Source organism: Pseudomonas sp. S06B 330, assembly GCF_002845275.2.
Lineage (GTDB): Bacteria > Pseudomonadota > Gammaproteobacteria > Pseudomonadales > Pseudomonadaceae > Aquipseudomonas.
In genome coordinates, this window is record NZ_CP088149.1 from 2,720,068 (window position 1) to 2,732,631 (window position 12,564).

General features: G+C 59.9%; 10 protein-coding genes. 4 read left to right on the forward strand and 6 right to left on the reverse strand.

Annotation, left to right across the window (positions count from 1 at the left end):
• Nucleotides 1–16: 16 nt before the first annotated feature.
• The 6 genes from CX511_RS12195 to CX511_RS12220 are packed head-to-tail and all read right to left on the reverse strand — an operon-like array spanning nt 17 to nt 8,945.
• Complete coding sequence (locus tag CX511_RS12195; RefSeq protein ID WP_220639134.1) at nt 17–946, reverse strand: hypothetical protein; 930 nt, start codon at nt 944–946, stop codon at nt 17–19.
• Nucleotides 943–1,884 (reverse strand): hypothetical protein, encoded by a 942-nt coding sequence (locus CX511_RS12200; protein ID WP_220639135.1) that lies wholly within the window; start codon nt 1,882–1,884, stop codon nt 943–945. The genes CX511_RS12195 and CX511_RS12200 overlap by 4 nt, the downstream gene beginning before the upstream one ends.
• Nucleotides 1,881–2,807 (reverse strand): hypothetical protein, encoded by a 927-nt coding sequence (locus CX511_RS12205; protein ID WP_220639136.1) that lies wholly within the window; start codon nt 2,805–2,807, stop codon nt 1,881–1,883. Before CX511_RS12205 ends, CX511_RS12200 begins: the two co-directional genes overlap by 4 nt.
• Entirely contained in the window at nt 2,804–6,076 is a 3,273-nt protein-coding gene (locus CX511_RS12210; RefSeq protein WP_231353412.1) for a toxin VasX, read from the reverse strand. The genes CX511_RS12205 and CX511_RS12210 overlap by 4 nt, the downstream gene beginning before the upstream one ends.
• Complete coding sequence (locus CX511_RS12215) at nt 6,073–6,924, reverse strand: DUF4123 domain-containing protein (protein WP_101291771.1); 852 nt, start codon at nt 6,922–6,924, stop codon at nt 6,073–6,075. Before CX511_RS12215 ends, CX511_RS12210 begins: the two co-directional genes overlap by 4 nt.
• The gene (locus CX511_RS12220) at nt 6,921–8,945 is read right to left on the reverse strand and encodes a type VI secretion system Vgr family protein (protein ID WP_220639137.1); all 2,025 of its coding nucleotides are present in this window, start codon (nt 8,943–8,945) and stop codon (nt 6,921–6,923) included. The genes CX511_RS12215 and CX511_RS12220 overlap by 4 nt, the downstream gene beginning before the upstream one ends.
• Nucleotides 8,946–9,386: 441 nt before the next feature.
• Between CX511_RS12220 and CX511_RS12225 the strand changes: the two genes are divergently transcribed.
• The 4 genes from CX511_RS12225 to ureC are packed head-to-tail and all read left to right on the forward strand — an operon-like array spanning nt 9,387 to nt 12,559.
• Nucleotides 9,387–10,220 carry an urease accessory protein UreD gene (locus CX511_RS12225; RefSeq protein ID WP_101291985.1) on the forward strand — a complete coding sequence of 278 codons (834 nt, stop codon included), beginning with the start codon at nt 9,387–9,389 and terminating at the stop codon, nt 10,218–10,220.
• 9 nt (nt 10,221–10,229) lie between these two features.
• Nucleotides 10,230–10,532, forward strand: coding sequence for an urease subunit gamma (locus CX511_RS12230; RefSeq protein ID WP_045190136.1), 303 nt, complete (start codon nt 10,230–10,232; stop codon nt 10,530–10,532).
• 9 nt (nt 10,533–10,541) lie between these two features.
• A complete protein-coding gene (locus CX511_RS12235) occupies nt 10,542–10,859 on the forward strand; it encodes an urease subunit beta (RefSeq protein WP_045190134.1) in 318 nt (105 codons plus the stop codon).
• Nucleotides 10,856–12,559 (forward strand): urease subunit alpha, encoded by a 1,704-nt coding sequence (gene ureC, locus CX511_RS12240; RefSeq protein WP_101291984.1) that lies wholly within the window; start codon nt 10,856–10,858, stop codon nt 12,557–12,559. Before CX511_RS12235 ends, ureC begins: the two co-directional genes overlap by 4 nt.
• The last annotated feature ends 5 nt before the right edge of the window (nt 12,560–12,564 follow it).

Here is a 12,564-nt window from a genome sequence, read left to right on the forward strand (position 1 = left end):
CCAGTAGGCGGTTGCATCAAAATTGCTCTCGTGCCGTCTGCGCGGCTAACTCGGCCTCACGCTTGGCGATGGCGGCTTCCAGCTCGGGGGAACGCTTGGCCCATTGCTCGGGCGGCAGGGGTTTGGACCATTCGATGATGGCGGGGTAGGTCAGGTCTGGAGGCGGATTCAGTTTCCAGCGTTCAAGTACGTCTATCAGTAGCGTGTTAAAAATGAAAATCCCACAGAAGCCTTCCCAAAATGCTGTTACAAGCCAACCCCTCAACTTCGCAGCCTTGATAAGGTTGTCCAGATAGGTGGCCCATATGCCTTTAGATCTGTCGAAGCGTGCAGTCTGATCATCAACTGCATCCGGCCCAATCTCCATGTAACTGCGCATGCACTCCCACAGCGCCATGGCGGTGGTGCCACCCCCACAGTTAAAGCCCAGCGAGAAATGCTTGTTATCGTCTTTGGCCTGCGGGTCGGGGTTCTCAAAGCCGATGATCAATAAGCCCATCGTTGCTTTACCTGCCTGGCTCACCGACGAATGTTGCGTCGCCGCCGCCGTCACGCTTTCCCAAGGGACAATCCAGTACTCGCCATCTGCTTGCGGTACACACACCTCGCGGCGTTGTCGGTTGAAACGTACGGGGAGTGGCACTTCGCGGAAGAGGCCCTGGATTACAAAGCAGATAGGGAGGCCTGTAATACAAGCCCCCAATATCAGTGCGTCAGGATCATTGAGACCGTAGGCCAGCCCCAAAAACAACATCACTATTGGCCATATCCCCATCACCGCCGAACCGATGCTGTAATTACCGATATCGAGAAACACCTCGTTCTTGCGCCAAATGGTGTTGAGCACATCTGAGGGATTTTCACCGGTGGGGATTGGCAAGGGGGCCAAGTAGTCGTTGCGTGAAAACAGCCGTTTTTTTGTGGTACCTGCCGGTGGCGTACTCATGTCTCGTCCACAGGCTGCATCTGCACGGCTAATTCGGCCTCACGCTTGGCGATGGCGGCTTCCAGCTCGGGGGAGCGCTTGGCCCATTGCTCGGGCGGCAGGGGTTTGGACCATTCGATGATGGCGGGGTAGGTCAGGTCTGGAGGCGGGTATAACTTTTTTCTTTGTAGGTAGGTGGCCAAAGGTGCGTTGAAAATAAATACCCCAACTAAACCCTCCCACAATATCGTCAGAATCCAACCGCGAGTTTTAGCTTTATCACTCATGTAATCGATGTAGTAGCGCAGGCTCCCGCCTGAGTTAAGTGCAGCCGCCTCCGGCGCTGCATCCGGCCCAATCTCCATGTAACTGCGCATGCACTCCCACAGCGCCATGGCGGTGGTGCCACCCCCACAGTTAAAGCCCAGCGAGAAATGCTTGTTATCGTCTTTGGCCTGCGGGTCGGGGTTCTCAAAGCCGATGATCAACAAGCCCATCGTTGCTTTACCTGCCTGGCTCACCGACGAATGTTGCGTCGCCGCCGCCGTCACGCTTTCCCAAGGGACAATCCAGTATTCGCCATCTGCTTGCGGTACACATACCTCGCGGCGTTGCCGGTTAAAGCGCACGGGTAAGGGCACCTCGCGGAACAGGCCCTGAATTAAAAACAACGTAGGAATCCCAATGATGAAGGCAGTCATGATCGCAAATAGGTGCATGTCGTCAGGATCATTTCTGAACAGATACCCCATGAACGCAAACAGCATTACCATTGGCCATAGCACCATCACCGCCGAACCGATGCTGTAGTTACCGATATCGAGAAATACCTCATTCTTGCGCCAAATGGTGTTGAGCACATCCGAGGGTTTTCGACCGGTGGGGATGGGTAATGGGGCCAAGTAGTCATTGCGCGAAAATATACGCTTTTTCGTCGTGCCTGCCGGTTGCGTACTCATGTCTCGTCCACAGGCTGCATCTGCACGGCTAATTCGGCCTCACGCTTGGCGATGGCGGCTTCCAGCTCGGGGGAGCGCTTGGCCCATTGCTCGGGCGGCAGAGGTTTGGACCATTCGATGATGGCGGGGTAGGTCAGGTCTGGAGGCGGGTATAACTTTTTTCTTTGTAGATAGGTGGCCAAAGGTGCGTTGAAAATAAATACCCCAACTACACCCTCCCACAATATCGTCAGAATCCAACCGCGAGTTTTAGCTTTATCGCTCATGTAATCGATGTAGTAGCGCAGGCTCCCGCCTGAGTTAAGTGCAGCCGCCTCCGGCGCTGCATCCGGCCCAATCTCCATGTAACTGCGCATGCATTCCCATAACGCCATGGCGCTGGTGCCACCCCCACAGTTAAAGCCCAGCGAGAAATGCTTGTTATCGTCTTTGGCCTGCGGGTCGGGGTTCTCAAAGCCGATGATCAATAAGCCCATCGTTGCTTTACCTGCCTGGCTCACCGACGAATGTTGCGTCGCCGCCGCCGTCACGCTTTCCCAAGGGACAATCCAGTACTCGCCATCTGCTTGCGGTACACACACCTCACGGCGTTGCCGGTTGAAACGCACGGGTAAGGGCACCTCGCGAAACAGGCCCTGGATTACAAACATGATCGGGATGCCCACAATGATTAGTCCGCCTCCCAATATTAGAGAGTTAGACGTGATGTAATACATAAGCGCAAATAGCATTGCCATTGACCATATGACCATCACCGCCGAGCCGATGCTGTAGTTACCGATATCGAGAAACACCTCATTCTTGCGCCAAATAGTGTTGAGCACATCCGAGGGTTTTCGACCGGTGGGGATGGGCAGTGGTGCCAAGTAGTCATTGCGCGAAAATATCCGCTTTTTTGTGGTGCCTGCCGGTGGCGTACTCATGTCTTGTCCTTGGGTTGCAGGTAATAGGCACCGGGTCGATCTGCGCCCAGCCCATACCTCGGCACACTATCCAGTTCCGGTGTCGGGTCGTCCCGCAGGGCAACCACGCCGCCGCTGTCATTCAACGTAAAGGCGAGCCCCCGTTCACCACCGATGAAGGTGTCGGCACCCAGCATCGCGATCAAGGGGGTGCGGTACCACAAGCGCAGGGAGACAGTACTGGGTTGTGTACTAAGAACACCTGGTTCTGTGTTGAAGGGCCCGCTCAGGCGCAAGCCTTGACCTTCCTTGGCCGGTATCCAGCAACAGCTGCTGCTGGGTAGCCAGTGCGGGACCATATTCCGCCAAGGTCTGGGCGGCTGACGATTTTTGCTCAGGCTGTTTTTGATCAGGTAGCGGTGGCGCTGGGTATCCACTGGGTCACCGATCAGGCTCAGTCCCAGGTAGACGCTGCTGGGCTCAGCCCCTGGCAGGTCGATGGTCAGGCAGTCGATGGAGCTGATGGACGTCAGTCCTGAAGGTCCATTGGCGCTGCCTACCTCCGAACGGCTCTCCATGCTCACTCGAGGTGTATACAGGATGCCGTACAGGTGGTTGAGTTCGCTTTGTTGGGCCTTGGCCGCGATAGGCTCCAGATTGCCCGCCCGTGCTTTTGACCAGCAGCAGGCGCTGAGGAAGTTTTGCAGTGGCGTTTGCTGAAAGAACCAGGTGATCAGGTACAGCACGCCCAGCGCGGCAATGATCCAGTTCAGCGGGCCCATGTACAGCGAATAGCGCATGATGGCGGTTTCCACTTCCACTAAACCCGCCAAGGCTTTGCCCGTTTGTACTACGCCCAATAACGCCTGGGCTCCATAGGCCGTTACCTGGCCCGAGACCACGGCCAGGCGCATCTCCAGCCAAGGATCGACTTGTGTTTGCGCACTTTCTAACTGTGTTTGCAGCGACTTGTACTCTTCCGCCGCCGCACCCAGTGACAGTCCACCAATCACCGCACCAAACAGGGTCAGGGTTGGAGCCGGAGAGCCAAAGAAATAGAACCGATCCTTCTTCAGCCCCAACCGTACCTGATTATCAACCACCGCCGTCAACGCCGCACCAGCATACAAAGCCGCAGAAATAGTGTCGTTAACACGCCGGTCGTCCATTCCCTCCACGGTCTCAGCCTGACTCAGATAATTGCTCGCGTTGAACGAGTTCAGCAGCAAGGCCGCCAGGGGGACGACTCCACCGCTATGGGTCACAAAGGTGGAGTTCGTAATCCCTGCCACGCGCCCGGCTCCAATGGCTTCCCCTGTGGCGCGGGCCCAGCGGGTCAGGCCTTCGGCTTTTTGCCCCAGTAACGTCCAGATCTGGCGGCCACCTTCGGTCACGAACTGCAAGCGCGCTTCGCTGCCCAGGCGCGCGGCAACGAAAATGCCGAGCCAGGCCGTGCTGAAGGTTTTCTGCTCTTTGAGCAACAGCAACGCCGCGGCCAGGCGGTTGACCAGCACGCTCCATGGGCCGTTGGCGTCCCGGGCCATGGCCGCGAGGTCGTTGATGATCGGCAGGGTCAGAGGGGCCAGGGCCTGATGGGTGGCGGTGATGTTCTCGGCGGCCAGCGCCGCCAGCAACTCGCCCAGGCGCGTGCTGCTGTTCATGGCCGCATCGAGCGAAGGCGTCCAGGCGCGGAAGAGGTGTGTCAGTGCGCCGCCATCGGCGGCCCGCACATAGTCGGCATATTGTTCGGCGCCCTGTGCCCGAATGCATTGGGCGCTCAGGCAGCCCGTGGCCAGCTCGGTCAACCAGAGCCGTGTGTTCAGGTCATGGTAATCGACAAACCAGGTGCCATTGGCGGAACGCTTGAGGAACACGCCGCGGTCGCTGAACAGTGCTTGATGGCGTTGTTCGATCTGTTGGAAATGGCTGGGGGCGGTGGTTTCGAGCCAGGTGTTCATCGCCTCCAGGTCGATGTATTCACTCACCTTGGCACTGAGGAAGTCGTTATCGCGGTTGGCCTGTTTTTCGGCGCGGTATTCGCGCACCAGGTGTTCTGCTTCGGGGTACAGGTCGGCCGGTATAAAGGCGCGCACGGGCGCTACGATACGGGCAATACGCGCATCGCGGGTGCTGGCTTCAACCCGGCTGGGCTGGCCGCCGTAGCGGCGGGCCTGGGTTTCAGCCCTGAGCGCCTCATCCAGCTGATGCTGGGTGTCGAGCATGACCTTGCCCTGCTCGGGGGTGAGGCTGATATCACGCCCCTTGTAGCGGTAGTTGAGGGTACCCGCCAACTCAGCCCCGTCTTCGCTGACCAGGCTGCGCACAAACCCACCGATGCTCAGGCGCAGGGTGTTATCAGCGATCCACTGTTGGTGACGCGCTTCCAGCCACTCCTGCTCATGGTTGATATCGCGCAGCACGCCGAGGTCATCGTCCAGGCAGGCAAAGACAGGAAACAAGCCATTGGCCTGGGCCTTGGCGGTTTCCAGCCAATCCTGAGTGCGCTGGCCCTCCCAGCGTTCGGCGCTCCACTCGCCCGGCGCTTCGTCGCTGGCGTCGGGGTGTTGGCCAATGACCCTTTCCCGTTCTCGTGCGCGGTGCATCGCCGTGGTGTAGGCGTTGATGTTATGGGTTGTCGGCGATTTCATCGCCGCCGCGCCCAGTGCGTCGGTATCGTCGCCGCCGCGCTTTTGATCGGCCTTCATCGACCGGGCGTAGGTGGACGGGATCAGTTCGGCCATCACCTGCTCAGCATCGGCCAGCGCAGGGCAATGAGGCGCTTGCAGCTCGTTGGCCACCGTGCGCAAGGCCACGTGGCGCATGTGCGCGTTGCGCTGGGCACTGCTGTCGCTCAACGCCTGGCAGTGTTCCGGGGGCAGGGGGTACTCGCAGTAGAGCATCCAGGCGTTATGGATCTTTTTCAGCGCCAGGCCCGCCAAGGTGCCGCTCAACACGAGCGTGTCATCGTCCTCCAGCGCTTGCTCGCTGAGCAAACCATCGGGTGCGATGGCGTAGCGTTGGAGCGGGCCCTGGTCCTGCCACAGGTAAAGATAACCTGCGCGCAGGCGGCGGGCCGCCATGGGATGGCTGTGGCTGGCAACGCCAGGCGTGCAGCAGGGATGGGGCGCTTGTTCTTCGGCCAGCGCATAGCGCACCGGCACCACGAACAGTTCAGGCTGACCGGCAGGGCAGGGCGTTATGGCGCAGTTGATATCTTCGTGGGGCATCGCCCTGGCGGCTCGGTCAGCTCGTGCCAGTCGATCAAGCATTTCCAGCTTGTCTGCACTCATGCAATCAGTCCCTTTTCGGTGAGCAACTGACGGTGCAGTTCGGCGCTCAGGTTATCCAGACGCTGTGTGGGTAGAACCTCTTTCTCGTCCAGGATCTGCCGGTAAACGGTGTGATCCGCTGCGTTGGGGAAGTCGTCACCTAGCACGGCGTGAAAGTTGGCCCAGCGCATGATTTGATCGGCGGTGCTGTAGCCTTGCCGCTCAGCGCTGTGCTGGCAGGCCGAGGCCCACTGCTGTTGTGCAGCGGGAGCCAAGCCTTGCAAGCGTTGAGGAACATGCAGCTGGCAATGCTCGATCAACTGCTGGGCAAGACGCTGCCGCTTGGCTGCGCTCAAGTGCCCCAGTTGCTCCAGGGTAAGGAATAACCAAGGCTTGTCCGTGTACTGAGCGATGGGTTGATCAGGGTTTTCCTGGGCAATGAAACCCGAAGGGTAAAGTGATTCGGGCAGTAAAATACGGCGGATCGGTCCCATCAGCCGATCACGCGCCTGGGGTGCTAGATCCGCCAACCACAAGTGGGTGATACGGGGGTCGTAGTATCGAAAGAAAACGCTGACATCGCCCTCGATGCGGGCGTGAATCAGGCTACGCAGGTGCTGCACTACCGCCGCTTCATTCACCTCGGATTCCAGCCAGATACCGGCCGTCGCACACCACTCCTGGGCAAACGTGTGCGCCAGCGGGCTGTTCGGAACTACCGGCACCAACACCGGGCTAACCGTTACCAGAGCGCTGTAGGCAGTCTGTTGATACAGCGATTGAAACGCCGTACTGCCTCCGAGCTCAATCAGACGGCTTGGCAGATTATCGATCAGGGCACCATCCAGCAGCAGATAAGCCTGACTCATGCGTTGAGCTCCGCTAGTTTTTGGCACACGGCGCAGACGGGTGCAGCTTGCTGAGCGGCTTGGATCAACGCCGCACCTTGTGTAACCCGTGGCAGAGCAACCAGCGCCTGGGTGACCATTGGTATGGCCGAAAGGGCCTGCTGCGCGGGAACCCCCATAACCGGCGTACCACCCAGCACGATGGGCACGCTGCTGAAAATGCCACCGGGGCCGATGACGATGTGCTGGCCGCCACCTTTCAAGGTGATGCTGGCCCCCGCATCGAGGATCACCTGCACGCCTGTCTTGAGGTGCACTTGCTGACCCGCTTCAACTGCCAGCGTTTGTCCGATGCGGGTATGGCTGCTGCTGGCGACCTGCAAGTAGTCGTTGGCCTTGAGTTCGACCTTGCGGTCCGCGCCAACAGTGCGCTGGTCTTCAGCTTCCAGCACTGCAATGCTGTTGCCCTTGATGGTTTCCCGGCGCTCGTTACCGACCTCAAGCTGGCTGTCGTGTTCGATCTTTTGCTCCAGGTCGCGCTGGGCACGCAGGTAGATCAACTCCTGGCCTTTGCGATCTTCAATCGACAGTTCGTTGTAGCCACCGCTGTCAGGCGAGCTACGGCTGCGCAGCACGGTCTTGGTTTTGTTCGCGGGCAACGGGTAAGGCTGCGGGGTGAGCTTGTTGGGCACGCAACCGGTAATCAACGGCTGGTCGGGATTACCCTCCAGGTAGGTCACCACCACTTCCATGCCGACGCGAGGGAGGGTCACCGCGCCAAAACCCTGTCCAGCCCAACTGGACGCTACCCGTAGCCAGCAACTGCTCTTGTCACTGTTCAGCTCGGCACGGTCCCAGTGAAATTCGACTTTGACCCGCCCGTATTCATCGCAGTAGATGTCTTCCCCTGCTGGCCCGGTAACCCGCGCCGTCTGGCTGACCAGCTCGGCGTTGCGGGTGACCAGCGGCGGCCGATAGAACACGTCCCAGGGAATGGCGCTGAAGCTGTTGCGATAGCCTTGGCTGAAGCCGTCTTCGGGTTGGCTGTCGCTGCTGACTGACTCCTCAAGCACCTGCGGCTGTTTACCTTCATGGGTGACGCTGAGCAAGAGCCACAAGTCGTTGCTGTCTTTACGCGGGTGCTCGGTCAGGTCGAAGAAGTGGCCGCTGCGCAAAAACGGTTGGTCGCTTTGACCTTCGGCCAACTGGTAGTCGCTGCGGTGTCGTTCCAGGGCCTGGCGGGCCCGTTGCCTGGCGAGTTTCTCGGTGTCCATCGACAGCGGGTAGCGGTAGTCCTCAAGCGGCGGGCTGAACTCAGCGGTGAACTGGCTCTCCAGCAGCAGGCTTGGCCGCTGGAAGTCATAGCCGCGGCGCGTGACCGTGCTGGTGCGGGTGCTGAAGCGCCGGGAGAACTGGCTGATGACCGGGTGATCGGCCACCAGACCACTGCCTTGCTGATACGGCGTGGCGCCAAGCTTGGGGAAAAACGTCTGGTCGTCGGTGAACACCAGCCGATGGCCGTCCGGGCTGTGCTGGTGGTGCCAGGCAATCCCGTCCTCGCTGCACAGCCGCAGGATCAGCTCGTAGTCGCTTTCAAAATATTGAGTGCAGTATTCGCGTTCAGGGCTGGTGCGGACATGGAACGCAAAGGCATCGGCCTGAATGCCATGGCCCTTGAGCACCTGGGCAACGATCTGCGGCACCGTCAGTTGCTGGAAAATCCGCTGGTTGTAGCTGAATTGCAAGTAGTGCAGCGCGGGCACCAAGGTCAGCTGATAGCGGGTCAGGCGCCTGCCGGATTCGCCGACCAGAACATCTTCGATATGCCCGTGAATCCCTTCACCCTGCAAGCCAAAGCGCAGAAATGCCGGCTGGCCGAGCAGGCTTTCCAGATCGAAATCAGGGTACTCGCTGACCAGCTCGACGCTGATCGCATACAAGCAACTGATGGCTTCAGTACCGCTGAAAGCCAGCACTTTGAAGTCGTTGCGAACCGTGGGGATCTGTAGCTCGAAAAGCGCAGCATTGGCCGGTGCGAACATACACTTATCCTTAAGCTGAAAGGGAAAGCAAAAGGCGATGCGCAAGCCATTGCCTGAGCAAGCTCAATTTTTCGAGCACGCTAACAAGGCGACATGGGAATTGATGCAGGATGCGTCCTAAGCATCTGTGCGAATTTTCGTTTGTTTGTACTGGCAGTGGCTTTTCTCGACCTGGATACTGTGGTTTGCGAGCACCTGCGCGATTCGTCAGCCTCCCATGAGGTGCCCGGGTTGCGACTGCCCTGCAGTCGATCGCAGCCTCGTGTCTCGGCAGCGGCTACATGCTGCGCCTACGATTGCGCCATTCTGGCCCGCTATGTGCTTTGCCCCCTGTATCGATTGCTGATCGATTGGTCAAACCTGCAACCCTGCATATGCCCTGGTTGAGGTCGGACCCGTCCGTCAAATGCGTCGACAACAGCATTTACAGGGACCAGACCCATGACACTTGCCCAACCGCACGACCTTGCTGCCCGCGATACCGGCTGGAGTGCCGAGTTGTCGCTGCGCTTTGTCCGGCGCGGGACGAAGACCTGTATTGGTGCACGGCGGCATTTCGGTCCTCTTTTGGTGCAGCGGCCGTTCTACCCTGAAGGCGCACCGTGCCACGTCTATGTGTTGCACCCACCCGGCGGTGTAGTCGGTGGCGACAAATTGGTGCTTGATGTGCAGCTGGAAGCAGGCAGCCATGCCTTGCTGACCATGCCCGGTGCCACCAAGTTCTACCGCAGCGGCGGCGACACCGCGAGCCTCAGCCAGCATTTTCATCTGGCCGCTGACAGCGTGCTGGAGTGGTTGCCCCAGGGCAGCATTTGTTTCCCGGGCGCGCGGGTACGCCTGGAAAACCGCTTCAGTCTGTCGCCAGGTGCCCGTCTGTTGGCCTGGGAAACCCTGTGCCTGGGCCGGCCGGTGATGAACGAAGTGTTCAGTCATGGCGCCCTGGACAGTCGCTTGCAGATCGATGTGCCTGACGATCCTGGCCTGTACGAACGCCAGCGTATCGACGGTGGTCAGTTGCAAAAGCTTGGCGGCTACCCGCTGCTGGCGACCTTCTGCGCGTATCCGGCCAACCAGACATTACTCGATCAGACCCGTGTGCTGATCGAAGACTTGAGCGTACCCGCCGGTGCAACCCTGCTCGGCCAACTGCTGGTTGTACGCCTGCTCGATCACGATAACCAACGCCTGCAATCCACCCTGCAGCAGATATGGCATGCCTTGCGACCGACTGTTGTCGGTCTGGCGCCATGCCCGCCGCGTATCTGGGCCACTTGAGAGAACGCCATGGAGCTGACCCCGAGAGAGAAAGACAAACTGTTGCTGTTCACAGCGGCGCTGCTGGCTGAGCGCCGGCTGGCCCGTGGCCTGAAGCTCAACTACCCGGAAGCGGTGGCCTTGATCAGCGCCACGGTCATCGAAGGCGCTCGCGATGGGCGCACCGTCGCCGAGCTGATGAACCTGGGCCGTGAAGTACTCAGCCGGGAACAGGTGATGGAAGGGGTCAGCGAAATGATTCCTGACGTGCAGGTAGAAGCCACCTTTCCCGATGGCACCAAGCTTGTGACCGTGCATGACCCGATTGTCTAGGAGCGCAGGATGATTCCCGGAGAAGTACAGGTCGCCGAGGGCGACATCGAACTCAATGTGGGGTGCCCAACCGTGAGTGTCACCGTGGCCAATCATGGTGACCGACCGGTGCAGGTCGGCTCGCATTACCACTTTTATGAAGTCAACCAGGCCTTGGTGTTCGAGCGTGAGCTGAGCTTGGGTTGGCGCCTGGACATTGCCGCCGGTACCGCCGTGCGCTTCGAACCGGGTCAGGCGCGGACGGTGACCCTGGTGCCGTACGCCGGTAAGCGCGAGGTCTATGGCTTTCAAGGCAAGGTGATGGGCAAGCTGGAGACGCAAGGATGAGTCGAATTTCGCGTCGGGCCTATGCCGATATGTTTGGCCCCACTGTGGGTGATCGGGTGCGGCTGGCCGACACCGAGCTATGGGTGGCGGTGGAAAAGGACTTCACGATCTATGGTGAAGAGGTCAAATTCGGCGGCGGCAAGGTCATCCGCGACGGCATGGGCCAGGGACAGATGCTGGCTGCCGAGGCGATGGACCTGGTGCTGACCAATGCGCTGATCATCGATCATTGGGGCATCGTCAAGGCCGACATCGGGGTAAAGAACGGGCGCATCTTCGGCGTGGGCAAGGCCGGCAACCCTGACGTCCAGCCGGGCGTGACCCTGCCCATTGGCCCAGGCACCGAAATCATTGCCGCCGAGGGCAAGATCGTCACGGCAGGCGGCATTGACTCGCACATCCACTTCATCTGCCCGCAACAGGTGGAGGAAGCGCTGGTTTCGGGGATCACGACCTTTATCGGGGGCGGCACCGGTCCGGCTACGGGTACCAACGCCACCACCTGCACCTCCGGGCCTTGGTACCTGGCGCGTATGCTCCAGGCTGCCGATGAGCTGCCGATCAATATTGGCCTGCTGGGCAAGGGCAACGCCTCGCAGCCTGAAGCCCTGCGCGAGCAGATTCACGCGGGTGCGGTAGGCCTGAAACTGCATGAGGACTGGGGCTCGACGCCCGCTGCAATTGACTGCTGCCTGACCGTTGCCGAGGAGCTGGACGTGCAGGTGGCGATTCACACCGACACCCTCAACGAATCCGGCTGTGTCGAAGACACCCTGGCGGCCATAGGTGACCGCACCATCCACACCTTTCACACCGAAGGGGCGGGCGGCGGCCATGCCCCTGACATTATTCGTGCGGCAGCCTTTGCCAATGTGCTGCCGTCGTCGACCAACCCGACCTTGCCCTACACCGTCAACACTGTCGACGAGCACCTGGACATGCTCATGGTCTGCCACCACCTGGACCCGAGCATTGCCGAAGACGTGGCGTTCGCCGAATCGCGTATTCGGCGCGAGACCATCGCTGCCGAAGACATCCTGCATGACATCGGTGCGTTCTCGATGACCTCATCCGATTCCCAGGCCATGGGCCGGGTCGGTGAAGTGGTGCTGCGCACCTGGCAGGTTGCGGACCAGATGAAGCGCCGACGCGGCCCGCTGTCCCCCGATAGCCAATACAGCGATAACTTCCGGGTCAAGCGCTATATCGCCAAGTACACCATCAACCCGGCGCTGACCCATGGCATCGCCCATGAAGTGGGATCAGTGGAGGCCGGCAAGCTGGCCGACCTGGTGCTCTGGGCCCCGGCCTTTTTCGGGGTCAAGCCGGCGCTGGTGATCAAGGGCGGGATGATTGCCATGGCGCCGATGGGCGATATCAACGGCTCGATCCCGACGCCGCAGCCGGTGCATTACCGACCCATGTTCGGCGCCCTGGGCGCGGCGCGTAATGCAACGCGCATGACCTTCCTGTCGCAATCGGCCCATAGCCGCGGTGTACACCAGCAACTGGGGCTGCGCAGCCTGATCGGTGTTGTCGATGGCTGTCGCACAGTGCGCAAGGGCGACATGGTGCATAACGGCCTGCTGCCGTTGATTGAGGTGGATTCGCAGACCTATGAAGTACGCGCCGACGGTGAACTGTTGGTGTGTGAGCCCGCCACAGTGCTGCCGATGGCACAGCGATATTTTCTGTTTTGAAGGAG